General features: G+C 63.8%; 24 protein-coding genes and 1 riboswitch. Of the genes, 10 read left to right on the forward strand and 14 right to left on the reverse strand.

All coding sequences use genetic code 11. The features are described 5' to 3' along the window. Positions 1-13: 13 nt before the first annotated feature. A complete protein-coding gene (locus OGV19_RS20925; RefSeq protein ID WP_319025983.1) occupies positions 14-2,953 on the reverse strand; it encodes a TonB-dependent receptor in 2,940 nt (979 codons plus the stop codon). Between the two features lie 188 nt (positions 2,954-3,141). Between OGV19_RS20925 and OGV19_RS20930 the strand changes: the two genes are divergently transcribed. Next, positions 3,142-3,681: a sigma-70 family RNA polymerase sigma factor gene (locus OGV19_RS20930; RefSeq protein WP_264310475.1), complete on the forward strand. Its 540-nt coding sequence runs from the start codon at positions 3,142-3,144 to the stop codon at positions 3,679-3,681. After that, a complete protein-coding gene (locus OGV19_RS20935) occupies positions 3,674-4,621 on the forward strand; it encodes a FecR domain-containing protein (RefSeq protein WP_264310476.1) in 948 nt (315 codons plus the stop codon). The genes OGV19_RS20930 and OGV19_RS20935 overlap by 8 nt, the downstream gene beginning before the upstream one ends. Before the next feature lie 31 nt (positions 4,622-4,652). Here OGV19_RS20935 and OGV19_RS20940 read toward each other — a convergent pair whose 3' ends face one another. Further along, positions 4,653-5,639 carry a zeta toxin family protein gene (locus OGV19_RS20940; protein ID WP_264310477.1) on the reverse strand — a complete coding sequence of 329 codons (987 nt, stop codon included), beginning with the start codon at positions 5,637-5,639 and terminating at the stop codon, positions 4,653-4,655. A 178-nt stretch (positions 5,640-5,817) separates the two neighbouring features. Then, positions 5,818-5,959, forward strand: a riboswitch (FMN riboswitch). An 80-nt stretch (positions 5,960-6,039) separates the two neighbouring features. Between OGV19_RS20940 and ribB the strand changes: the two genes are divergently transcribed. The 5 genes from ribB (at position 6,040) to OGV19_RS20965 (ending at position 12,021) form a co-directional block, all read left to right on the forward strand. Continuing rightward, entirely contained in the window at positions 6,040-6,690 is a 651-nt protein-coding gene (gene ribB, locus OGV19_RS20945) for a 3,4-dihydroxy-2-butanone-4-phosphate synthase (RefSeq protein ID WP_264310478.1), read from the forward strand. A 206-nt stretch (positions 6,691-6,896) separates the two neighbouring features. Continuing rightward, positions 6,897-7,139, forward strand: a complete 243-nt coding sequence (locus OGV19_RS20950; protein ID WP_033703432.1) for an exodeoxyribonuclease VII small subunit — start codon at positions 6,897-6,899, stop codon at positions 7,137-7,139. Beyond that, positions 7,136-8,023, forward strand: coding sequence for a (2E,6E)-farnesyl diphosphate synthase (gene ispA, locus OGV19_RS20955; RefSeq protein WP_264310479.1), 888 nt, complete (start codon positions 7,136-7,138; stop codon positions 8,021-8,023). Before OGV19_RS20950 ends, ispA begins: the two co-directional genes overlap by 4 nt. A 103-nt stretch (positions 8,024-8,126) precedes the next feature. After that, positions 8,127-10,022 carry a 1-deoxy-D-xylulose-5-phosphate synthase gene (gene dxs / locus OGV19_RS20960; RefSeq protein WP_264310480.1) on the forward strand — a complete coding sequence of 632 codons (1,896 nt, stop codon included), beginning with the start codon at positions 8,127-8,129 and terminating at the stop codon, positions 10,020-10,022. 124 nt (positions 10,023-10,146) lie between these two features. Beyond that, on the forward strand, positions 10,147-12,021 hold the full coding sequence (locus tag OGV19_RS20965) for a TonB-dependent receptor domain-containing protein (protein WP_264310481.1): 1,875 nt from the start codon (positions 10,147-10,149) through the stop codon (positions 12,019-12,021). On the opposite strand, the gene OGV19_RS20970 is transcribed toward OGV19_RS20965, so the two are convergent. The 12 genes from OGV19_RS20970 to nrdR form a co-directional block, all read right to left on the reverse strand. Beyond that, on the reverse strand, positions 11,999-12,811 hold the full coding sequence (locus OGV19_RS20970; RefSeq protein ID WP_264310482.1) for a cobalamin-binding protein: 813 nt from the start codon (positions 12,809-12,811) through the stop codon (positions 11,999-12,001). The genes OGV19_RS20965 and OGV19_RS20970 overlap by 23 nt on opposite strands. Further along, positions 12,811-13,230, reverse strand: coding sequence for an MFS transporter (locus OGV19_RS20975; protein ID WP_264310483.1), 420 nt, complete (start codon positions 13,228-13,230; stop codon positions 12,811-12,813). The genes OGV19_RS20970 and OGV19_RS20975 overlap by 1 nt, the downstream gene beginning before the upstream one ends. After that, entirely contained in the window at positions 13,227-13,844 is a 618-nt protein-coding gene (gene ribA / locus OGV19_RS20980) for a GTP cyclohydrolase II (RefSeq protein WP_027594912.1), read from the reverse strand. The genes OGV19_RS20975 and ribA overlap by 4 nt, the downstream gene beginning before the upstream one ends. A gap of 121 nt (positions 13,845-13,965) precedes the next feature. Further along, positions 13,966-14,709, reverse strand: coding sequence for a substrate-binding periplasmic protein (locus OGV19_RS20985; RefSeq protein ID WP_264310484.1), 744 nt, complete (start codon positions 14,707-14,709; stop codon positions 13,966-13,968). A 16-nt stretch (positions 14,710-14,725) separates the two neighbouring features. Next, entirely contained in the window at positions 14,726-15,229 is a 504-nt protein-coding gene (locus OGV19_RS20990) for a phosphatidylglycerophosphatase A family protein (RefSeq protein WP_264310485.1), read from the reverse strand. Then, entirely contained in the window at positions 15,226-16,194 is a 969-nt protein-coding gene (thiL, locus tag OGV19_RS20995) for a thiamine-phosphate kinase (RefSeq protein WP_264310486.1), read from the reverse strand. The genes OGV19_RS20990 and thiL overlap by 4 nt, the downstream gene beginning before the upstream one ends. A gap of 18 nt (positions 16,195-16,212) precedes the next feature. Beyond that, on the reverse strand, positions 16,213-16,713 hold the full coding sequence (gene nusB, locus OGV19_RS21000) for a transcription antitermination factor NusB (protein WP_264310487.1): 501 nt from the start codon (positions 16,711-16,713) through the stop codon (positions 16,213-16,215). Then, positions 16,710-17,186 carry a 6,7-dimethyl-8-ribityllumazine synthase gene (gene ribE / locus OGV19_RS21005; RefSeq protein ID WP_003255395.1) on the reverse strand — a complete coding sequence of 159 codons (477 nt, stop codon included), beginning with the start codon at positions 17,184-17,186 and terminating at the stop codon, positions 16,710-16,712. The genes nusB and ribE overlap by 4 nt, the downstream gene beginning before the upstream one ends. Before the next feature lie 91 nt (positions 17,187-17,277). After that, a complete protein-coding gene (gene ribBA, locus OGV19_RS21010; protein ID WP_264310488.1) occupies positions 17,278-18,369 on the reverse strand; it encodes a bifunctional 3,4-dihydroxy-2-butanone-4-phosphate synthase/GTP cyclohydrolase II in 1,092 nt (363 codons plus the stop codon). A gap of 18 nt (positions 18,370-18,387) precedes the next feature. Further along, positions 18,388-19,053, reverse strand: a complete 666-nt coding sequence (locus OGV19_RS21015) for a riboflavin synthase (protein ID WP_027594907.1) — start codon at positions 19,051-19,053, stop codon at positions 18,388-18,390. 42 nt (positions 19,054-19,095) lie between these two features. Beyond that, positions 19,096-20,226: a bifunctional diaminohydroxyphosphoribosylaminopyrimidine deaminase/5-amino-6-(5-phosphoribosylamino)uracil reductase RibD gene (gene ribD / locus OGV19_RS21020; protein WP_264310489.1), complete on the reverse strand. Its 1,131-nt coding sequence runs from the start codon at positions 20,224-20,226 to the stop codon at positions 19,096-19,098. 2 nt (positions 20,227-20,228) lie between these two features. Beyond that, entirely contained in the window at positions 20,229-20,693 is a 465-nt protein-coding gene (nrdR, locus tag OGV19_RS21025; protein ID WP_009685710.1) for a transcriptional regulator NrdR, read from the reverse strand. Between the two features lie 105 nt (positions 20,694-20,798). Between nrdR and OGV19_RS21030 the strand changes: the two genes are divergently transcribed. Genes OGV19_RS21030 through trxA form a run of 3 tightly spaced genes read left to right on the forward strand, consistent with a single transcriptional unit; the run spans position 20,799 to position 22,815 of the window. Continuing rightward, on the forward strand, positions 20,799-21,251 hold the full coding sequence (locus OGV19_RS21030; protein ID WP_264310490.1) for a YbaY family lipoprotein: 453 nt from the start codon (positions 20,799-20,801) through the stop codon (positions 21,249-21,251). Beyond that, entirely contained in the window at positions 21,252-21,911 is a 660-nt protein-coding gene (locus OGV19_RS21035) for a class I SAM-dependent methyltransferase (RefSeq protein WP_264310491.1), read from the forward strand. Positions 21,912-21,942: 31 nt separating this feature from the next. Continuing rightward, positions 21,943-22,815 carry a thioredoxin gene (trxA, locus tag OGV19_RS21040; protein WP_264310492.1) on the forward strand — a complete coding sequence of 291 codons (873 nt, stop codon included), beginning with the start codon at positions 21,943-21,945 and terminating at the stop codon, positions 22,813-22,815. Positions 22,816-22,840: the final 25 nt, after the last annotated feature.

A 22,840-nucleotide genomic window follows, 5' to 3' on the forward strand; every position in this document is an offset into this window, starting at 1 on the left:
CCCTCACCCACCTTCAGAACCGCGTCACCACCCCCATCCGCACCGTCCGCCCCGGTGCCGGCATGAAGCTCTGCGCCAGCGGGTCCAGGTAATAGCGATCGGTCAGGTTCTGCAGCGAAACATTCACCTCGGTGTTCTCAAGCAACTTGTACTTGAGGAACAGATCGAACAGCGCCACCGAACGGTATTCGATTTGCGGTGTGGTAGCGCCGGACTGCCAGGGTTTGTCGAGGGTGCTGGTAGGCCCCGAGGTGTAGGTCACGCGGCCGCCCACCGTCAGTGCTTCGTCGAAGAAGCGCAGGCCGGTGGTCAGGTTGGCTGAAAAGCGTGGTGGGTTCTGGGTGTTGGTGTAGGAGCCCATGAAGCTGCCCGGTGTGCAGTTCGGCGTGTCTTGGGTCTTCTGGTACGGGTTGGCCGTGGCGCGCAGCTTACCGGCAAAGTCCGAGTCGCAGGTTTCGGTCTTGAGGTAGTAGGTGGCCGACAGGTCGGCGAACACGCGGCCAGCGTCGTAGTTTGACTGCAGCTCAAGGCCGCGGGTGCTGAAGCTGTCAGTGTTGCTGAAGGTCATCAGGCCCCACAGGCCAGGGCTTGGGTCGTAGTAGCGGGTGATGTAGTTGTTGATCTTGTTATCGAAGTAGGCAAGTTTGATCGCCGCCGAGTCGTGGTCGGTAAAGAGGTTGTCGCGCAAGGCGCTGACGCCGATTTCCCAGCTCTGCGAGCGCTCAGGCTTGAGGCTTTTGCCGGGGGCGACTTGCTGGGTGCCCTGGCTGGTCTCGAACAGAGAAGGCAGGCGCAGGCCTTGGGTGTAGGTTACGTAGAAGAACGTGTCCGGCATCAGCTCGACATTGATGCCGAATGCCGGCGAAAAGCCGCCGCCGCTGCTGCTGCCCTGCGGGGTATGGTCGTAGCCTGTGACCACACTGCTGATGCCTTCGGGGTCGACCCGAACGCTGGTTGCACCGAAGTCGTTGAAGCGCACGCCGTTGAAGGGCTCGTTGCTGTTGCCGAAGACGATGCCGTTGTTCAGCCGGGGGTCGGTGGCGTCGGTGTACTGGCCGTTCTGGTCGGGGAACCAGGTCATGCTGCCCCAGCCCTTGGGGCCACTCGCCGACACATAGCGCACCTCGCGATTTTCACGCCGGGCGGTGGCCAGCACGGTATTGTCCTTGGTGCGGAAGTGGCTGTAACGGCCACCGCCCCACAGGGTCAGTTGCTCGATCGGCTGATACTCAAGCTTGCCGTTGAAGCTGAATTCCTGCCGGGAAGCGTCGCGCAGGGTGCGGTTGGCATCGATGTCGTGCTGGGTGATGAGCACGCTTTTCTGCGGTTGCAGGTCTTCCAGCTGGAACGAGCCGCCCAGGTCCAGCTTGAAGTCGCCATGGGCCGTCTCGAACCTGGAGACGTTGTTCAGGTCGCCGCCGATGCGGCGGTTGTCCTGGCGTGTCCAACTGCGATCAGAACGGAACAGCTGGGAAACAGGCGCAGTCCATGCCGAACTCAACGAGCTGGTCTTGGCATCGGTCATCCACAGGTTGCTGGTCAGGTCCACCCACGGGTTGCCGACGGGCAGGTAGTGGTAGCGGGCGGTGTAGGTATCGATCTTCACCTCGCCCAGGGGGTACTGGTAGATACCGGCTGTACCGAAGCGGTAGATATCAGAAGGCATGATCTCGGCGCTACGCCCGTCGTAGCGGCGGTAGCCCAGGTCCAGGGTGTGATCGTCGGCTATCCGCCAGGTTGCCTTGAGCAGATACGAGTCAGTTTTCGATGAGGAGTTGAGCACTTCCTCGCCGGCGTTGTAGGTCATCGCCACGCTGGGTTGTTCGCTGCCGTAGTCGTTATAGAGGCGGTAGCGGTCCTGGCCTTTCTTGCCGGAGAAGTAGTTGCCTTGGTTGCGGTGCGCATACGCTGCCACCACATCCAGGCGCTCGGTGGTGAAGGCAAATGCGGCGCTGCCAGAGTCGGCTTCGGAGCCGAACAGGCTGCCGCGATTGTCGCGCGGTGGCGCCGACAGGCGTTCATCCTTGGCGCTGGCACTACGATGAGCGGGGTCTACGCCGTTGTCCCAGAAGTCGCCTTTCAGGCGCACGCCGACCTGGTTACCGTCAACCAGGATGTCTTGCACGCCGATCGTCTGCATTTCCACCGTGCCGCCAATGGCCCCAGACTTGGTTGACGGCCCTTTGTTCACGGTTACGCTGCTGATCAGGTCGGGGTCGATGTAGCTGCGTTGCTGGGTACCGCCATAGCCGCGATAAACATCCAGAGCCTGCTCCGACCCATCGACCTTCACCGCCACCCGGCTCTGCCCCTGGATACCACGGATGTTGACGTCCAGGGCGCCGCCGTTGCGGGTATCGCCGACCTGCACACCGGGCACGCCGTTGAGCAGATCGCCTACCGAAACCCGGCCGAAGCGGTCGATCTGCTCGCTGTTCAAATGCACCGATGAGCGTGGTGCTCTGTAAGTGTCCGCCTGAGGCCCCTGTGCAGCGGCATCGACCAGCGTCGGCGATAGCTCTGCCGCAGCATTCGATGCAACGCCCTGCGCTATCAGCACGTAGCTCCCTGTCGAGTTCGCCACCAGTTGCAGACCGGTATTGGCCAGCAATCGCTGGATGCCCTGGCTGACCGTATACCGGCCCTTCAAGGCGGGTGCCGTGCGGCCTCGGGTCAATTCAGGGTCATAGGACACCAGTAACCCGGACTGGCTGGTGAAACTGCCCAGGGCTGCGCCCAACGGCCCTTGAGCAATGTTGTAGTCACGCGGCGTGGCATCGTCCAGGCGGGTCGCGACGGTTGCAGCCGCGCGGGTGTCCTGGGCCAGGGCCAGGCTGCTGTTCAGCAGGCCGGCACCGCAGCAGCTGATCATCGTGCAACGCAGGGCGAAGGTGATTGGCGACAGGCAAGGCCGAGGGCGCAGAGCAGGTGTAGGACAACGGACTGGGAGCATGCTTTTCTCGCTCGTAGGGTTTGCGCCCACCACTGGCTGCGGGCTGTTACCTCCTCTGTCGCACGAGATCGAAAAAAGGATATGTGTGCACGGGCACCGGCTGAATTTACCGATTCGGCCTTGTGATCTGAGCAATTCTAGTGATAATGGTTTTCATTTGCGACAGTCTTGCACCTATTCGACCTACGATGAATGCGCCCTTCTCCCCGCCGAACAGTACCGAGCCGTGCAGCGTCGAGACGTTGTACATCGAGAATCACGCCTGGTTACGCAACTGGCTCGCCTACCGGCTGAGGTCGTGGGGACGCGGGGTGGCCGACGATCTGGCGCATGATATTTTCCTGCGGGTACTGACCAGCCGAGAGGGCGCGCGGGTCGAACCGATCCGGCAACCACGCGCCTACCTGACCCGCATCGCCAACTGTGTGCTGGTCAGTTGGCGGCGTCGGCAGTCGCTGGAACGCGCCTGGCTCGAAGCCTTGCTGCTGCTGCCAGAACCCGAGCACCCTTCGCCTGAGCTGCAAAGCGTGATCCTTGAAACCCTGCACGAGATCGACAGGGTGCTCGACACCCTGCGCCCACGCGTAAGGCAGGCGTTTCTGATGGCAACGCTGGACGGCATGAAACAAAAGGACATTGCCGCCGCCCTGAACATCGCATTGCCGACAGTCAAAAAATACATCCACGAGGCCTACCTGACCTGCCTGACGCAGATGCCCGATGAATAACAGCACGGCGACGTTTGACGATGCCATTTCTCAGCAGGTGTTAGCCCAGGCGGCCTCATGGCTGATGCTGATGCAGGAAGGGCCACTGCTGCCGGCCCAACAGCTCGAACTGGAGCGCTGGCGGCATGCCAGTGCCGAGCACGAGCGGGCCTGGAAGCGGGCGCAGCGCCTGCTTATTCGCCTCGGTAGCCTGCCGCCAACGCTGGCAAAGCAGACCCTGGATCGCCCGACGGGCAGGCGCGCTGTATTGCGCAGCCTGCTCGTGTTGATCGGTGCCGCACCGCTCAGTTGGTTGGCATGGCGCTCAGGCGCTGGCAGCGATTACCAGACGTCGGTGGGCGAGCGCCAACACGCACGGCTCGCCGACGGCACACAAATCACCCTCAATAGCGGCAGCGCCGTGGACGTGCTTTTCAACAGCGCGCAACGCTTGCTGCACGTGCGCCGTGGCGAGGTATACATCGTTACCGCCGCCGACCCACGCCCGCTCATGGCACAGACCCGACAGGGCCAACTGCTGGCCCTGGGCACACGGTTCAGCGTGCGCCAACTGGGCGATGAAACCTTGCTCGCCGTGTACGAAGGCGCCGTGCAGGTAAACCCGGAGTGCGCCAGCGTGGCACCGGGCGAGAACATTATCCGTGCTGGCCAGCAAGTGCGCTTCAGCCGCGAGCGCCTGGGCAGCATCGAAGCGGTGCGTGAAACCACGCTGGCTTGGCGCAGCGGTTTGCTGGTGGCAGACGACATGCCCCTGGGTGAGTGGGCGCAAGCGTTGATGCGCTACACCCACCAGCGCCTTGAATACGCCCCCGCCTTGGCCGAACTGCGGGTGTCTGGCACGTTCCCCCTCGATGACCTGCCGCTGGCCTTGGCCATGCTCGCGCAGACCTACACGCTGCAGGTTCATGAGACCGACAGGCAGGTGTTCATCAGCCGTTGATCAGGACTGCGACCGCAAACATACGACTCAATCACAACTGCGCGTACTTGAGCACGTACAGACACAACTCCCGATACACATCGACGGGGAGCTTTGTCATCAAACTGTGCGCCAGACCGAGGGTCTTGCAGTTGAGTTCGGCCATCGCTCGGCGATGAACCGTCCCAAGTAAACCGGCATGGACGACCTGCGCATATTGAATATACGAGCAGGGAAAGTCAGACGCAGGGCTTCGCAAGACCTTGAAGTCGACCTTCAAATGCGGGGCCTTGAAGAACGGCGTCCCCTTGTAATCACCCTGAGGGGTGAGCACGCCCTTCTCGGTACAAACGCTGTAGCATACAGGCCGGCTTGATTTGTCAGTCTCCAGTCCCCGCTGATAAATAACAATCTCGGAGTTCAGCACTTGCGTACAGGCATTCTCGAACGCATCAATGATTGATCTGGCATTGATTTGCGCCTCTTCTATTTGTGTGAGGCTTACCACCCGCTCAAGCTGTTCATCGGCGACGCTGGTGACTGCGCGATCGAGGGTAGACCAGTGACTGAACTCTTTCTGGCACGCGATCAGGTGAACTTCGGCCTGATAGCCTTTTTTGGCTGCTTCTGGAGGAAATGCTGCAAACCCAAGGTTATCGAGCGCGGTTTCCATAATGAGGCTGTAGTGGTTGTCCATTGCGTACGTACAGATCATTTCCCCCAAACGCCAGATGAAGCGCTCCGTATTGTCATAAACGTGCAACACGCCCTTGTCCTTCATCCTTTCATAGTGGGGGTGCAGTTCGCGGTAGTGCGGCTTGTACAGACGTACATAATTGGCATATTTACCGTCTTTGAGCAGTACGTTTTCCAGCAAGAACGTCTTGCCCGCCCCTTGAGCGCCGGCAACAATAAGCATCTGGGGTTTAAATACCCCATCCCCCACGTAATTACGCTCCTTATTATCGAATAGCTCTTGAGTCAATGAACTGAACGCAGCATGCACATCTCTGTCTGTAAACGAATAGGTTTCGGTCATGGCAGAAGTTTCCTTTGATCAGCGGGGTATGAAGGCCATTAACATAAAGCGGCGATAAGCCGCACAGCGCGTAAATATCTAATACATTCGCCCCTGGACACTGCTGCCTGGCAGTTCATATCAGCGAACGTCGTAGATCACAGGCTTGCCAGCAGGGAGGCACTGTGCTGTATGCTTGCCGGGTCTTCAGGGCGGGGTGTAAGTCCCCACCGGCGGTAAATCGAAAGATGAGCCCGCGAGCGCCCCGGCCATGCCGGGGGTCAGCAGATCTGGTGAGACTCCAGAGCCGACGGTCATAGTCCGGATGAAAGAAGGCGTCAGGCAGGGGCCATTCGGGCGCCTCTGCGCGCGCGTTTTGTTCGCCCCGAGACGTTCATCGATCATTCACGAGGAGCGTTTCATGTCCCCTATGCTGCAAAAGCAATTCCCCAACATTTCTGCCGCCATTGCCGCCTTCCAGGCCGGGCGCCCTGTCCTGCTGCTGGACGACGACGACCGCGAGGACGAAGCGGACATCATCGCCGCCGCTGAAAACATCTCGTTGCAGACCATGGCCATGATGATTCGCGACTGCAGCGGCATCGTTTGCCTGTGCCTGGACGAGACCACCGTGGACGCCCTGCAACTGGCGCCGATGGTGCAGAACAACCAGGCGCGCCATGGCACCGGGTTCACCGTCACCATCGAAGCGGCGGACGGCATCACCACTGGCGTGTCGGCACAAGACCGTATTACCACCATCGCGGCGGCGCTCAGCTCGACGGCCGAGCAGCGCCATATCGTCAGCCCCGGGCACGTGTTCCCGTTGCGCGCGCGCAATGGCGGGGTGCTGACCCGCCGTGGCCATACCGAAGGTTCGGTAGACCTGGCGCGCCTGGCCGGGCTGCGGCCGGCAGCAGTGCTGTGCGAGCTGATGAACCCCGATGGCAGCATGGCGCGCGGGGAGCAGGTGATGGTTTATGCGCGGCAGTACAATTTGCCGGTGCTGACCATTGAAGAGCTGGCGCGGTATCGCGAGTCGATGGTGGAGCTGGAAGCTGTGACAGCTTGATGAATCCCCGGGGCCGCTTTGCGGCCCATTCGCGGGGCAAGCCCGCTCCCACAGGATCACCTCAGCCTTGCAGCCAACATTATTTCTGTGTGCGGGCTTGCCCCGCGAATAGGCCGGCACACCCAGCCTCGGCATCCCGAAAGTTTGCTCCCCCTGCCCTGCTCTGCTAGTGTCGCGCCGTTCAGAACGCCACCGAGACAGTCGCCATGGCCCGCAAAAAAGCCTCCCTCGATTTCGAGCAATCCCTCGCAGACCTGCAAGCCCTGGTCGAGCGCCTGGAGAACGGCGAGTTGTCGCTGGAAGATTCGCTGGCCGCCTTCGAGCAAGGCATCGCCCTGACTCGCGACTGCCAGGGCGCACTGGCCCAGGCTGAGCAGAAAGTGCAGATCCTTCTGGAACGCGACGGTGAGCTGGCAGCCCAGCCCTTCGACGCCGAGCCGCAAGCATGATCAGCACCTATCAGGCCAGCTGCCAGGCCCGCGTCGACGCCGCCCTCGAACCGCTGTTCGAGGCACCCACCAAAGAACTCGAACGGCTCTACGCCGCCATGCGCTACAGCGTGATGAACGGCGGCAAACGTGTTCGTCCGCTGCTCGCCTACGCCGCCTGCGAAGCGCTGGGTGCGCCTGCCGAACAGGCCAATGGCGCGGCCTGCGCGGTCGAGCTGATCCACGCCTATTCGCTGGTGCATGACGACCTGCCGGCCATGGACGACGACGACCTGCGTCGCGGCCAGCCGACCACCCACAAAGCTTTCGACGAAGCCTGCGCCATCCTCGCCGGCGACGGCCTGCAGAGCCTGGCCTTCAGCGCCCTGCTCGACCCACGCCTGAGCCCGCAGTCCGACACCCTTCGCTTGGCCATGGTCCAGGCCCTGGCCAAGGCTGCCGGCCCGGCGGGCATGGTGGGCGGCCAGGCCATCGACCTGGGTTCGGTTGGCATCAAGCTGGACCAGCAAGCACTGGAATTCATGCACCGGCACAAGACCGGCGCGCTGATCGAAGCCAGCGTGCGCCTGGGCGCCCTGGCCAGCGCCCGCGCCGAGCAGGTGCAACTGGATGCCTTGCAGACCTACGCACAGGCCATCGGCCTGGCGTTCCAGGTGCAGGACGACATCCTCGACGTAGAAAGCGACACCGCCACCCTGGGCAAGCGCCAGGGCGCCGACATCGCCCGTGACAAACCGACCTACCCGGCCCTGCTGGGCCTGGAAGCCGCCAAGGCCTATGCCATCGAACTGCGCGACCAGGCGCTGTTCGCATTGCAAGGCTTTGGTGAAAATGCCGAGCCGTTGCGGGCGCTGGCGCGCTATATCGTCGAACGCCGCAACTGATTCATCAGGGCCGCCGAGCGGCCCCATGCTCCCCCCTCTGAATGGGCACTTTTCCCACAATGGGGTAAACTGCCGCGTCTTCACACCTATAACGACTCGCCTGATGCCCACGACGTTTCAAGAGATCCCCCGCGAACGCCCGGTCACGCCGTTGCTCGACCGCGCTGACACGCCTGCCGGCCTGCGCCGGCTGGCCGAAGCCGACCTGGAGACCCTGGCCGACGAGTTGCGCCAGGAACTGCTCTACACCGTGGGTCAGACCGGTGGGCATTTTGGCGCCGGTCTGGGCGTGATCGAGCTGACGATCGCCCTGCACTACGTCTTCGATACCCCGGACGACCGGCTGGTATGGGACGTCGGCCACCAGGCCTACCCGCACAAGATCCTCACTGGCCGTCGCCAGCGCATGCTCAGCCTGCGCCAGAAGGACGGCATCGCCGCCTTCCCGCGGCGCAGCGAGAGCGAGTACGACACCTTCGGCGTCGGCCACTCCAGCACCTCGATCAGTGCAGCGCTGGGCATGGCCATCGCCGCCCGCCTGCAGAACAGCGCGCGCAAATCGATCGCGGTGATCGGCGACGGCGCCCTGACCGCCGGCATGGCCTTCGAGGCGTTGAACCACGCCCAGGAAGTCAACGCCGACATGCTGGTGATCCTCAACGACAACGACATGTCGATTTCGCGCAATGTCGGCGGCCTGTCCAACTACCTGGCCAAGATCCTCTCCAGCCGCACCTACGCAAGCATGCGCGAGGGCAGCAAGAAGGTGCTCTCGCGCCTGCCGGGCGCCTGGGAAATTGCCCGTCGCACCGAGGAATACGCCAAAGGCATGTTGGTCCCCGGCACCCTGTTCGAAGAGCTGGGCTGGAACTACATTGGCCCAATCGACGGCCACGACCTGCCGACCATGATCGCCACCCTGCGCAACATGCGTGACCTCAAAGGCCCGCAGTTCTTGCACGTGGTGACCAAAAAGGGCAAGGGCTTCGCCCCCGCCGAGGTCGACCCGATTGGCTACCACGCCATCACCAAGCTCGAACCTGCCGACAAGCCCGCCGCGCCGAAGAAGGCCAGCGGGCCAAAGTATTCCGCCGTGTTCGGCCAGTGGCTGTGCGACATGGCGGCCAGCGACAAGCGCCTGGTCGGTATCACCCCGGCGATGAAGGAAGGCTCTGACCTGGTCGACTTCAGCGAACGCTACCCGGAGCGCTACTTCGACGTGGCGATTGCCGAACAGCACGCCGTCACGCTGGCGGCGGGCATGGCCTGCGAAGGCAGCAAGCCGGTGGTGGCGATCTATTCGACATTCCTGCAGCGCGCCTATGACCAACTGATCCACGACGTGGCGGTGCAGAACCTTGATGTGCTGTTCGCCATCGACCGCGCCGGCCTGGTCGGCGAAGACGGCCCGACCCACGCCGGCAGCTACGACCTGTCGTACCTGCGCTGCATCCCCGGCATGCTGGTGATGACCCCGAGCGACGAAAACGAGCTGCGCCAGATGCTCACTACCGGCCACCTGTACAACGGCCCGGCGGCAGTGCGCTACCCGCGTGGTACCGGCCCCAACGCCCCGATCAGTGGCGGCCTCGAACCCCTGGAAATCGGCAAGGGCGTCATCCGCCGCCAGGGTGAAAAAGTCGCCCTGCTGGTGTTTGGCGTGCAGTTGAGCGAGGCCTTGCAAGTTGCCGAGCAGATCAATGCCACCGTGGTCGACATGCGCTTCGTCAAGCCGCTGGACGAAGCACTGGTACTCGAACTGGCTGCCAGCCATGAGCTGCTGGTGACCCTCGAAGAGAACGCCATCATGGGAGGTGCGGGGGCTGCAGTGGGTGAGTTCCTGGCCAGCCAGGCCGTGGTCAAGCCGCTGCTGCACCTGGGCTTGCCGGACATCTATGTCGAGCATGCCAAGCCTGCGCAGATGCTGGCTGAGTGTGGGCTGGATGCTGCTGGCATCGAAGCTTCGGTGAAAGGCCGGATGGCAAAGCTGGGCCTTTAGATCCTTGGGGCCGCTTTGCGGCCCATCGCGACGCAAGGCCGCTCCTACAGGGACCGCGCTGATCTTTGTAGGAGCGGCCTTGCGTCGCGATCGAGGGCACAGCCCTCGCAAAATGGAACTGCCCATGAAAATCCCGAGCTTCACCGCCACCCTCCTGTGCCTGCCGCTGCCGCTTCTGGCCACTGAACGCGACAACGCCCTAAAACTCCCCGACGTATTGATCAGCGCCAACCGCCAAGTCGAGTCACGCACCGCCACCAGCGCGGCCAACACCGTCTTCACCCGCGCCGACATCGACCGCCTGCAACCCACCAACGTCACCGACCTGCTGGCCCGCGTCCCAGGCGTGCAAGTCGCGCCCACCGGGGGGCGCGGCAGCCTGCCCGGCATTTTCATCCGCGGCACCAAGGCGGCGCAGAGCCTGGTACTGGTCGATGGCGTACGCATCGCCAATGCCACCTCTGGCGACAGTGGCCTGCAATTTCTTACCGTCGATCAGATCGAGCGTGTCGAAGTGCTGCGCGGCTCCCGCTCGGCCATCTACGGCAGCGACGCCATCGGCGGCGTGATCCAGATCTTCACCCGGCGCAGTAGCGGCCCTGGCCTGCAACCGCGCCTGCGCCTGGCCGCCGGCAGCAACCAGACCTGGCAACGTAGCCTGGGCCTGGCCGGTGGCGACGACGCCACTCGCTTCAACCTGGGCGCCAGCCTGGACGAGACTGCCGGCATCGACGCCACCGGCCCGTCCTTCGCCAGCGATGGCGACCATGACGCGTACCGCAACAGGTCATTCAACCTCAGCCTCAGTCACACCTTCGGCGAACGCTTCGAGGCCGGCCTCAACCTGCTCGACAGCCATGGGCGCAGTGAATACGACAACCCGTACGGGCGCTTCGACCCGGTTACCTTCGAGAGTTTCGGGCAAAAGCCCTACACCGACTTCAGCGTCAGCAGCCTGGGCACCTACTTCGATGCCCAGCTCAGCGACACCTGGCATTCACGCCTGGAACTTGCCCACAGCGAAAACCGTGACGACAAACGCGACAAGCTCAGCGATGAGCGCTCCGTGTTCAACACGTATCGCGATCAAGTTACCTGGCAAAACGACCTGGCCTTGAACGACCGGCACACGCTGCTGATCGGCGGCGACTGGTACCAAGACCGGGTGCACGGCAGCACCGACTTCACCGAGGACAGCCGCTGGAACCGCGCCGCCTTCGTTCAACATCGTTACAAAGGTGAGCGGTTCTCCACCGAACTGGGCGTACGCCGCGACCAGAACCAGCAGTTCGGCGGCCAGACCACCTGGAGCGGTAGCCTTACCCTGCCACTGAACGCGCACAACGATGTGCTGCTGTCCTACAGCGAAGGCTTCCGGGCACCGACGTTCAACGACCTGTATTACCCACAGTTCAGCAACCCAGACCTGAGCCCGGAGCACTCCAAAAGCTACGAATTGCAATGGCGCAGCCAGCTCACCGCAGACAGCCGCCTGGAGACTTCGCTGTACCGCACCGACCTGCGCGACGCGATCATCTTTGGCCAGGACTCGATCCCACGCAATGTCGCCTCGGCGCGCATCAACGGCCTTGAACTGTCGCTGGACCAGCAATGGGGCGCTTGGCGCAGCCAACTTGGCCTGGCGCTGATCGACCCACGTGACCGCGACAGTGGCCATACCCTCGCCCGCCGAGCTCGCCGTACCTTGAGCCTGGACCTGGACCGAGCATTTGGACCGTTCAGCGTGGGCGGGAACTGGCAGGCCGTCAGCGCCAGCTACGATGACGAAGCCAACCGCAACCGGCTCGCCGGCTTCGGCCTGCTTGGCCTGCGCGGTAGCTGGGCGGCAACGGATGAACTGAAACTGGAAGCGAAGCTGGACAACCTGTTGGATCACAGCCACAGCCGCGCCCTGTACAGCTATGAAGGCGCCAGCCACCGCTACCGCGAAGAAGGCCGCACGCTGTTGTTCAGCGTCACCTGGACGCCGGCGCTCTAGCGTCGAGCAACGCGCACAGGCGGGCGGTGGCCTCGATCATCTGCCCACTGGGCCGCTCCAACCCCTTGTCCGGCACGACCAGCAAACGATCATCGGCCACCGCAGCGAGGCGTGGCCAGGCCCTCCAGCTGTCCAGCTGGGCCTGATCACCCGCCAGAATCACCTGGGGGTTTTGCAGCAGCACCGATTCCACGCTCACCTGTGGTGCCGGCTGGCTCAGGTCGGCGAAGACATTGCGCGCGCCGCACACGGCCAGGGCATCACTGACCACCTGCCGGCCCCCGAGGGTGTACAACGGCCGGTCCCAAACCTGGTAAAACACCCGCAGCGGCTGCTCACGCCGATACTGCTCGCGCAGTTGCCGCAGCCTCTCGCGCAGGGCTTGCGCATAGTGCCGCCCCTGCTCGTCACGGCCAACGCGCCGGGCGATGGCCTCGATCTGATCGATCAACTGGTTGATGTCGTGAGGTTCGGCACTGAAGGTGGCAATGCCCAGGCGCTTGAGCTGATCCCGCTGTGCAGGCGCCACACTGCCGGGCCAAAGCAGCAACAGATCAGGCTGCAAGCTGAGCAGGCGCTCCATGTTCAGTTGCCCTTGGCGGCCGACCGAAGGCACATCACGCAACGCTGGCGGGCGATCACCGCCGTCGAGCACGCCGACCAGCAGGTCATCGGCGTGCAGCTCAAGCATGATTTCGCTCATCGAAGGCGCCAGGCTCACGACCCGCAGCCGCTCACCGGCACTGGCGGTACAGGCGCACAGCGCCAGCAGCCAGAGGAAGACGCGCATCAGCCCAGCTGACGCGGGATGCGGTACAGGTAGAGCACCACCACAGTCGATACTGCCAGGAGGATCTGCGGCACAGCCTCAAGCCCCACCAACACGGACAGCGCGGCGACCCAGGCAGGGAAGCAGGCATACAGCATGGCCATGCGCCGCACCCGCGCCAATTCGATCCAGGCTGCCGGCTCTTCGGCGCTGCCGAGCACCTTGGAGGTGGCGATCAGCGCACGCTTGTAGGCACCAAAACGCGGCAGGCTGAGGAACATGGTCGCCGCACCGGCGATGAACAGTGGCATGGCCAGCACCGGGATCAACCCATCACCGCCACCAAATGCCCAGGCCATCACCGGCAGCGGCACCAGGCCCACCGCCAGGTATTGCCACCAGGCCAGCGCCAGGCGTCGCTTGACCTCGGCGCGAGTCACGCCTGGGGCACCTCGCCTTGGTGTTCGTTGCCCAGCATGTGCCCGAGCTTGCCGGCTTTGGTCGCCAGGTAGTAGCGGTTGTGCGGGTTGTGGCCGGTATGCAGCGGCACGCGTTCGGCAACGACGATATTCATGTCGGTCAGTGCCTTGACCTTGCGCGGGTTGTTGGTCATCAGGCGCAGCGATTTCACGCCCAGGTGCTCAAGCATCGGCAGGCAGATCGCGTAGTCTCGCTGGTCGGCAGCGAAGCCCAGGCGTTCGTTAGCTTCGACGGTATCGGCGCCACCATCTTGCAGCTCATAAGCGCGGATCTTGTTCAACAGGCCGATGCCACGGCCTTCCTGGCGCAGGTACAGCAGCACGCCACGGCCTTCGCGGGCGATGGCCTGCAGGGCGGCTTCCAGTTGCGAACCACAGTCGCAACGCTGGCTGAACAGGGCATCGCCGGTCAGGCACTCGGAGTGCAGACGCCCCAGCACCGGCTCGCCATCGGCAATATCACCCAGGCTGAGCACCACGTGCTCACGGCCGGTGGCTTCTTCGAGGAAACCATGCATGGTGAAGGTCGCAAAGGGAGTCGGAAGTTTAGAGGCGGCAACAAAGACGACGGGCACGTTGTGCTCCTGAATAAGTTGGAAATTTCTCGTGAGGCGATTGTATCAGCAGGTCGGCGCCTGCGCGCTCGTTGAATACCGACGGTTAAGATCGAAAAGTTCGATGCTTAGCAGCGCGACATCACCGCGACTGGCTGTCGGCAGCGAATGGATACGGCTGCTTCCAGTGCTCGAAAATCGGCTTCAATTCACCACTGCGCACCAGCTCGGCCATGCGCTTGTCGAACAGATCTCGCAGCGCCTTGGACTGATCATTGTGGGCGAACGCCAGGTACAGCGGTAATTCGGCTACGTGGGTTATACGAAAGCGCGCGGGGTCAGAAGCCTGGCCAAGCACGTACTCGACCTCGGTCAGCGCATCGATGTAGAAGTCCACGCGGTCATGCTCAAGCATCGGCAGAATGCCTTCGCGGCGCTGGATCTCGCGGAAGTTGTGCACATTGGGCAAGTAGCTGGCGTAATCGTAGCCACGCACCCAGGCCAGGCGATACTGGCCGACCGTGCTCGGGGTAGGCACAGGCTTGCCGGCAAGCCCCAAGGCATAGATATGGTCCATGTCGAAGTGCCAACGCGGGTAGAGGTTGTCGTCACTCTCGTCCTTGTAGGAGCCTACCCAGGCATCGGCCTCGCCACGTTTGACCAGCCCCACCGCACGGCTGTAGGGCGCGCTCTGGGTGACGACCTTGACCCCGGCAGGCTCGAACACCTTGCGCAGTACATCCCAGGCAACCCCGGTACCGTCGGCGTTGGTGTAGTCGAGCCATTCTTCGCTGACCAGATGGACCTGCTTCGGCACACCTTCGGCCGCCCCCACCCAGGGAGCAAAACCCAGCAGTATTGCCAACAGCACAGTCCTTATGGCCATTCACGCGCTCCCTGTCTCAGGCAACCGCCCACACCAGAACCTGCATGCCCAGCCAGGCAAACACGCCGGCCAGGATATCGTCGAGCATGATCCCGACCCCGCCATGCACATGGCGGTCGATCCAGCGGATCGGCCACGGCTTGAGGATGTCGAAGAAGCGGAACATCAGGAACCCTGCCAGCAACCATTGCCAGCCCTCCGGCACCAGCCAGAGGGTGATCCACATGCCGACCATCTCGTCCCAGACAATGCCTTCATGATCGTGCACGCGCAAGTCATTGGCGACTTTGCCGCACAGCCAGAAGCCAAACAGCATGGTAACGCCCAGCAACAGCCAATAACCCCAGTCCGGCAGCATCTGCCACAGCGGAATGAAGGGTATGGCTACCAGCGAGCCCCAGGTGCCCGGCGCCTTGGGCAAGGTGCCGGAGCCGAAGCCGAAGGCGATGAAGTGCCACGGGTTGCGCCAGACCGAGGGCGGAACGAACTCCGCAGGCACCTGATTGGGGTGATCGGTCACGGTGTCTCCCTAAAATGTTGATAGCCGCGTTGCCGCGGGGTGATGTCCTGACCCTGCCGGTCACGCAGGCAGACGCCCTGGCCATCGAGCACCCGCCCGATGACATGGAACGCCGCCAGGCCTTGGGCCTGCAGGGATGAAAGCTGAGCCGGCGGCAAGGTGAACGCCAGCACATAGTCGTCCCCCCCGGTCAAGGCAGCCTGCACGGCAGCCTCATGACCGAGGAAGCCCTGCAGAGCGGATGACACCGGCACCTGGTCCAGGTTCACCTCAAGCGCCACGCGGGAGGCCTTGGCGATATGCCCGCAGTCGGCGAGCAGGCCGTCGGAAATATCCAGTGCAGCCGTAGCACGCCCGCGCAACAGCTGGCCCAGGGCAAACTGCGGCGAGGGTGACCAGTAGTGATCCAGCAACGGCTGGGCAAGGGCGGCATCGGCCTGGCGCTGGCCAAGGACCAACGGCAAGGCACCCGCCGCGTTGCCCAGCTCACCGCCCACGCACAACAGATCACCCGGGCGGGCACCGCCACGGCACAACGCCTGGCCGGCCGGCACGCGGCCGAACACGGTCATGGTGATACTCAAGGGGCCGCGGGTGGTGTCGCCGCCTATAAGGCTCAGCTGGCAACGCCGGGCCATGCGGTTGAGGCCGTCAGCGTAGGCTTGCAGCCACTCGGCGCTGACCTCGGGCAAGGTCAGGGCAAGGGTGAAACCGATGGGCGTGGCACCCATCGCCGCCAGGTCACTGGCCGCCACGGCCAGCGAGCGCTGGCCGAGCAGCAGGGGGTCGCAGGCAGCGGGGAAATGCACGCCGGTCACCAGGGTGTCGGTGGACACCGCCAGCTGCTCGCCAGCGGGCAAGTCCAGCAACGCGCAGTCGTCACCGATACCCAGAGCCACGCCTTCACCGCCTTGCGCGCAGGGCGCGGCGGCAAAGTAATGGCTGATCAGCTCGAACTCACCCATGGTCCGCCAGCGCCGGGATCAGCGCTTGTTCGCCTTGACTTCCGCTTCGCGCAGCGAAGGGGCGAGCTTGTCCAGCACGCCGTTGACGAACTTGTGGCCATCGGTGGCACCGAAGACCTTGGCCAGCTCGACACCTTCGTTGATCACGACGCGGTAAGGCACATCGACGCGCATCATCAGTTCCCAGGTGGACAGCCGCAGCACAGCCAGTTCGACCGGGTCGAGTTCTTCCAGCGCGAGCGCCAGGCAAGGCTTCAGGGCCGCGTCGATCTCGTCCTTCTTCGCCGGAACCCCATGCAGGATCTCGCGGAAGTAGGCGCCATCGACATCGGTGAAATCGTTATCGACCCGGAACTGCGCTTCGATCTCGTTCACCGACTGACGGGCCATGTGCCACTGGTACAGTGCCTGGGTCGCGAGCTTGCGGGCTTCGCGGCGCTTGGCGCTCTTCGAGGGCTTGCCGGCATCCGCAGGTTTTGGATCGCGCGGGTTGAAACGATCGCTTTCGTCGCTAATCACTTGGCCTCCAACTGCGCCAGCAGGCTGACCATTTCCAGAGCGGACAGGGCAGCTTCAGCACCTTTGTTGCCAGCCTTGGTGCCGGAACGCTCGATGGCCTGCTCGATGGAGTCGACGGTCAGAACGCCGAAGGCCACCGGAACACCGAACTCCATGGACACCTGGGCCAGGCCCTTGGTGCATTCGCCCGCCACGTATTCGAAGTGCGGGGTACCACCGCGGATCACGGCGCCCAGGGCGATGATCGCGTCGTACGCGCCTTGCTGGGCGACCTTCTGTGCCACCAGCGGGATTTCGAACGCGCCCGGGGCACGGATGATGGTGATGTCGCTTTCGCTGACACCGTGGCGTACCAGGGCATCAACGGCACCGCTTACCAGGCTTTCGACGACGAAGCTGTTGAAGCGGCCAACCACCAAAGCATAGCGACCTTTGGGGGCGATGAAGGTACCTTCGATGGTCTTCAGGGTCATTCCGATGTTCTCATCTTCAAGAGCGAGGCCGCTCGCTGGCGGCCTCGGGAGGGTTTGGACTCGAGCGTGAGGGCGCGGGCGCCGTCTCAAGTCACTCGGAGGGCACGTATTCTACAACTTCCAGATCGAATCCGGATATCGCATTGAACTTCATCGGCGAACTCATCAGGCGCATCTTGCGCACACCGAGGTCACGCAGGATCTGCGAACCGGCGCCGACGGTGCTGTAGGTGGTCGGTGCCTTGGTCGGTGCATCGCCCGCGCTTTCGCGGATGTGCGCCAGCAGCACGTCACCGTCCAGCGGGTGGCCCAGCAGCAGCACCACGCCACTGCCGGCCTCGGCCACGGCAGCCATGGCCGCACGCAGGCTCCAGCGGCCCGGCTGCTTGACCAGCAGCAGGTCGCGCAGTGGGTCCATGTTGTGCACGCGTACCAGGGTCGGCTCTTCGGCGCAGATCTTGCCCAGGGTCAGTGCCATGTGCACGTCGCCTTCCACCGCGTCGCGGTAGGTGACCAGGTTGAACTCGCCCAGCTCGCTCTCCACTGGCTGCTCGGAGACGCGCTGCACGGTACGTTCGTGGATCATGCGGTAGTGGATCAGGTCGGCGATGGTGCCGATCTTCAGGCCGTGCTCGGCGGCGAACACTTCCAGCTCGGCGCGGCGCGACATGGTGCCGTCATCGTTCATCACTTCGCAGATCACGCCGCTCGGCTCGAAGCCGGCCATACGCGCCAGGTCGCACGCGGCTTCGGTGTGGCCGGCGCGGGCCAGGGTACCGCCCGGTTGGGCCATCAACGGGAAGATGTGGCCTGGGCTGACGATGTCCTCGGCCTTGGCTTCCTTGGCGGCGGCAGCTTGCACGGTACGCGCGCGGTCGGCAGCGGAGATACCGGTGGTGACGCCTTCGGCGGCTTCGATCGACACCGTGAACTTGGTGCCAAAGCCGGAACCGTTGCGCGGCGCCATCAGCGGCAGCTTGAGCGTTTCGCAGCGCTCACGGGTCATCGGCATGCAGATCAGGCCACGGGCGTGCTTGGCCATGAAGTTGATGTGCTCAGGCAGGCAGCACTCGGCGGCCATGATGATATCGCCTTCGTTTTCGCGGTCTTCGTCATCCATCAGGATGACCATTTTTCCCTGGCGGATGTCTTCGACCAGTTCTTCGATGCTGTTGAGCGCCACTCGGCACCCCCTTCTCAATCAGGATTTCAAGAAGCCGTTGGCGGCCAGGAAGCTTTCGGTAATGCCACTGCCCTTGCTCGGTTCGGCAGCCTTGTCGCCCAGCAGCAGACGCTCCAGGTAACGGGCCAGCAGGTCGACCTCAAGGTTTACCCGACGACCTGCGCGGTAGTCGGCCATGATGGTTTCGGACAGGGTATGCGGGACAATGGTCAGCTCGAATTCGGCGCCATTGACCTCATTGACCGTCAGGCTGGTGCCGTCGACGGTGATCGAACCCTTGTGGGCGATGTACTTGGCCAGCTCCTTGGGTGCACGCACGCGGAACTGGATGGCGCGGGCGTTATCGCTGCGCGAGATGATTTCGCCGACACCGTCGACGTGGCCGCTAACCAGGTGACCGCCCAGGCGGGTGGTGGGGGTCAGGGCCTTTTCCAGGTTGACCTTGCTGCCGCTCTTGAGGTCGATGAAGGCGGTGCGCTTGAGGGTCTCGACGCTGACGTCGGCCCAGAACCCGTTCCCCGGCAACTCGACAGCGGTCAGGCAGACGCCGTTGACGGCGATGCTGTCGCCGAGCTTGACGTCACCCAGGTCGAGCTTGCCGGTCTCGACGTAGACGCGCACGTCGCCACCCTTGGGGGTCATGCTGCGGATGGTGCCGATGGATTCGATGATGCCGGTGAACATGGGGTCTTCCTCAAGAACGGGTTGCGCAGGGCAAGCCTGGCATTATACGCCGGGCGCCGGCAGGGGGATGGCCGTGACCCGCCAGTCATCGCCTACTGCGCGCATTTCGGTAATTTTCAGTCGCGGCGCTTCGCTCATCTTCGCCAGAGGCCAGTCCAGCAGCGGGCGGGCCTGGGAGCCAAGGAAGGTGCCGGCGACGAACAACTGGTACTCGTCGATCAGCCCTTGCTGGGCGAACGCGCCGACAAGGCCTGCGCCGGCTTCCAGCAAAATCTCGTTGACCCCACGCTCGGCCAGCACACGCATCAGCACAGGCAGATCGACCTGGCCATCGGTGCCTGGCAGGCTCAGCAGCTCATGGCCCGCCTCGGCGTAACGCGCATCTGTAGCAGCGGCAGTCACCACCAGGGCCGGGCCGGCCTGGAAGAATGGCGCGTCCAGTGGCAGCCGCAGGCGGCCATCGACCAGCACGCGCAAAGGCGTGCGGCTCAGGGCCAGGGCCCGGGTTTCGTCATCCAGGCCAAGCTCTGCGCCACGCACGGTCATGCGCGCATTGTCGGCCAGCACGCTGGCGGCGCTGGTGAGCACCACACTGGAGCGGGCGCGCAGACGCTGAACGGCAGCACGGGCGGCAGGGCCGGTGATCCACTGGCTTTCGCCGCTGGCCATGGCGGTGCGGCCGTCCAGGCTCATGGCCAGCTTGGCCCTGACAAACGGCAGGCCGTGTTCCATGCGCTTGAGAAAACCTGGGTTGAGGGCGCGGGCCTCGGCTTCGAGCACGCCGCTGCTGACCTCGATACCCACCTCTGCCAGGCGCCGCAGCCCCTGCCCCGCCACCTGCGGGTTGGGGTCCTGCATGGCAGCCACCACGCGGGCCACGCCGGCCTTGACCAGCGCTTCGGCGCACGGCGGCGTGCGGCCATGGTGGCTGCAGGGTTCAAGGGTCACATAGGCGCAGGCGCCGCGGGCACGTTCACCGGCCTGGCGCAGGGCGTGCACCTCGGCGTGCGGCTCGCCGGCGCGCACGTGCCAGCCCTCGCCGACCACTTCGCCATCACGCACGATCACACAGCCCACGCGCGGGTTGGGGTGGGTGCTGTAGACACCCTTGCGGGCCAGCTCCAAGGCGCGGGCCATGTAGTGGGCATCGAGGATCGCGGTCTGGCTGGGCATGCTCACTCTTTAGCTGGCTCACGGGCCAGGCGGTCGATTTCTTCGCGGAATTCGTCGAGGTCCTGGAAGCGTCGGTAGACCGAGGCGAAGCGGATGTAAGCCACTTCGTCGAGCTTGCGCAGCTCGGCCATGACCATTTCACCCACCACCAGTGACTTGACCTCGCGCTCGCCGGTGGCGCGCAGCCGGCTCTTGATGTGCGCCAGCGCAGCTTCCAGGCGCTCGACGCTGACTGGGCGTTTTTCCAGTGCCCGCTGCATGCCTGCACGCAACTTGTCTTCGTCGAAGGGCTGGCGCGTGCCGTCTTGCTTGATCAGCCGCGGCAGCACCAGTTCGGCGGTTTCGAAGGTGGTGAAACGCTCGCCGCAGGCGACACACTCGCGACGGCGGCGCACTTGCTCGCCCTCGGCGACAAGACGAGAGTCGATGACCTTGGTGTCGTTGGCACCGCAAAAGGGACAGTGCATGGTGGCAGGCAACAAAAAAAGGGAGGGCCATGGTAGCGCATCCCACTGGCAAGACAAGCCAAAGGGGTTAACATCCAGGGAAATCTGCCCGTGAAGGATGACCCAATGCACTATCGAGCGCTCGTCGTGCTGTGCTGCGCCGCCTTGCTCGCCGCTTGCGGTAGCGACCGGCCCAAGCCCGATCAAGCCCAGGCGCCCGCGCCAGCAAAATCGGCCAAAAAGGCACAACCCCTTGGCCCCTTGCCCGCTTACCAGCGCGAACTGAGCGGTACCTTGCTACAAATCCCGGCCGGAGCCGATGTGGAGCTGGCCTTGCTGGTCATCGACGAGCGCGACCGCCCGCAACGCCTGCTGGCCAGCAGCAACCTGACCGGCACCGGGCAGGCGCTGCCTTATCAGTTGCGCTTCAACCCCGAGGCCTTCCCGCCCGGCGCCCGCGTCGAGCTGCGCGGCCGCGCCAGCAATTCCGGCCAGTTGATCATGCACCTGCCCCCCGTGCGCATCACCCAGGCGCAAACTCAGGCCACCGGCCCGCTGCGTTTCGAGAAGGCACCTTAAGTGGCACCACTGGCACTGCAACAGGCCCTCAGCGGCCTGATCGGCGAAGCGCGCCTGGTGGTCAGCGAGCTGCCTGAATGCGCACTGAAACTCTGGTTGATCGACGACCAGAACATGGACCGCGCGTTCAGCAGTGAAGAAACCCGGCGCATTCTTGAAGAACCGCCGTACTGGAGCTTTTGCTGGGCCAGCGGCCTGGCCATGGCCCGCTACCTGGCCGCGCACCCGGAATGGGTGGCCGGCAAGCGCGTGCTCGATTTTGGCGCCGGCTCCGGTATCGCCGGGATTGCCGCAGCACGCGCTGGCGCCCTTGAAGTGGTGGCCTGCGACCTCGACCCGCTGGCCCTCGACGCCTGCCGCGCCAACGCTGCGCTGAACGGCGTGGAGCTTGGCTACAGCAGCGATTTTTTCGCCGAGGACGACCGCTTCGACCTGATTCTGGTCGCCGATGTGCTGTATGACCGCGCCAACCTGCCACTGCTCGATGCCTTCCTCGGCCGTGGCCGTCAGGCCCTGGTAGCCGACTCTCGGGTTCGCGACTTCAGCCACCCGCTGTACCGGCAACTGGGCGTGCTCGACGCCCTGACCCTGCCAGACTTGGCCGAGCCTCACGAATTCCGCCGGGTCAGCCTGTACCACGCGAGCCGCGAGCCTTTATAGTGGTGCCATTCACGGTTTTGCGAGAGTCAAGATGAGTCAGGAAACGCCATACATCTTCGATGCCACTGATGCCAGCTTCCAGCAACTGGTCATCGAAAACTCCTTCCACAAGCCCGTTCTGGTGGACTTCTGGGCCGAGTGGTGCGCGCCGTGCAAAGCGCTGATGCCATTGCTGGCGAAGATCGCCGAGGGTTATCAGGGCGAACTGCTGCTGGCCAAGATCAACTGCGACGTGGAGCAGCAGGTTGTCGCCCAGTTCGGCATTCGCAGCCTGCCGACCGTGGTGCTGTTCAAGGACGGCCAGCCGGTCGACGGCTTTGCCGGTGCGCAGCCGGAGTCGGCGATCCGCGCCATGCTCGAACCGCACGTGCAGATGCCTGCCGCCCCTGAAGCTTCGCCGCTGGAACAGGCCAAGGCGCTGTTCGCCGAAAGCCGCTTCGCCGAGGCCGAAGCCGCGCTGCAGCAGTTGTTGAGTGAAGACAACAGCAATGCCGAGGCGCTGATCCTTTACGCCCGCTGCCTGGCCGAGCGCGGTGAACTGGGTGAAGCCCAGGTGGTGCTGGATGCAGTCAAGACAGACGAGCACAAGGCGGCCCTGGCCGGTGCCAAGGCGCAGCTGACCTTCCTGCGCCAGGCTGCCAGCCTGCCGGAAGTCGCCGACCTGAAAAGCCGCCTGGCACAGAACCCGGAGGATGATGAAGCGGCCTACCAGTTGAGTATTCAGCAGCTGGCCCGCCAGCAGTATGAGGCGGCGCTGGAGGGGCTGTTGAAGCTGTTCAAGCGTAACCGTGGCTACGAGAACGGGCTGCCGCAGAAGACGCTGTTGCAGGTGTTCGAGTTGCTGGGCGGTGATCATCCGTTGGTGGGTGTGTACCGCCGCAAGCTCTCTGCCGCCCTGTTCTGAGCTGATTGTTGCTGCGAGGGCGTCG

This window comes from Pseudomonas putida (assembly GCF_025905425.1).
Taxonomy (GTDB): Bacteria; Pseudomonadota; Gammaproteobacteria; order Pseudomonadales; family Pseudomonadaceae; genus Aquipseudomonas; species Aquipseudomonas putida_AF.

Coding starts and splice junctions, on each gene's coding strand:
- OGV19_RS20925 (WP_319025983.1), bottom strand. CDS start 2,953: ATGCTCCCAGTCCGTTGTCCTACACCTGCTCTGCGCCCTCGGCCTTGC.
- OGV19_RS20930 (WP_264310475.1), top strand. CDS start 3,142: ATGAATGCGCCCTTCTCCCCGCCGAACAGTACCGAGCCGTGCAGCGTC.
- OGV19_RS20935 (WP_264310476.1), top strand. CDS start 3,674: ATGAATAACAGCACGGCGACGTTTGACGATGCCATTTCTCAGCAGGTG.
- OGV19_RS20940 (WP_264310477.1), bottom strand. CDS start 5,639: ATGACCGAAACCTATTCGTTTACAGACAGAGATGTGCATGCTGCGTTC.
- ribB (WP_264310478.1), top strand. CDS start 6,040: ATGTCCCCTATGCTGCAAAAGCAATTCCCCAACATTTCTGCCGCCATT.
- OGV19_RS20950 (WP_033703432.1), top strand. CDS start 6,897: ATGGCCCGCAAAAAAGCCTCCCTCGATTTCGAGCAATCCCTCGCAGAC.
- ispA (WP_264310479.1), top strand. CDS start 7,136: ATGATCAGCACCTATCAGGCCAGCTGCCAGGCCCGCGTCGACGCCGCC.
- dxs (WP_264310480.1), top strand. CDS start 8,127: ATGCCCACGACGTTTCAAGAGATCCCCCGCGAACGCCCGGTCACGCCG.
- OGV19_RS20965 (WP_264310481.1), top strand. CDS start 10,147: ATGAAAATCCCGAGCTTCACCGCCACCCTCCTGTGCCTGCCGCTGCCG.
- OGV19_RS20970 (WP_264310482.1), bottom strand. CDS start 12,811: ATGCGCGTCTTCCTCTGGCTGCTGGCGCTGTGCGCCTGTACCGCCAGT.
- OGV19_RS20985 (WP_264310484.1), bottom strand. CDS start 14,709: ATGGCCATAAGGACTGTGCTGTTGGCAATACTGCTGGGTTTTGCTCCC.
- thiL (WP_264310486.1), bottom strand. CDS start 16,194: ATGGGTGAGTTCGAGCTGATCAGCCATTACTTTGCCGCCGCGCCCTGC.
- ribE (WP_003255395.1), bottom strand. CDS start 17,186: ATGACCCTGAAGACCATCGAAGGTACCTTCATCGCCCCCAAAGGTCGC.
- OGV19_RS21015 (WP_027594907.1), bottom strand. CDS start 19,053: ATGTTCACCGGCATCATCGAATCCATCGGCACCATCCGCAGCATGACC.
- ribD (WP_264310489.1), bottom strand. CDS start 20,226: ATGCCCAGCCAGACCGCGATCCTCGATGCCCACTACATGGCCCGCGCC.
- nrdR (WP_009685710.1), bottom strand. CDS start 20,693: ATGCACTGTCCCTTTTGCGGTGCCAACGACACCAAGGTCATCGACTCT.
- OGV19_RS21030 (WP_264310490.1), top strand. CDS start 20,799: ATGCACTATCGAGCGCTCGTCGTGCTGTGCTGCGCCGCCTTGCTCGCC.
- trxA (WP_264310492.1), top strand. CDS start 21,943: ATGAGTCAGGAAACGCCATACATCTTCGATGCCACTGATGCCAGCTTC.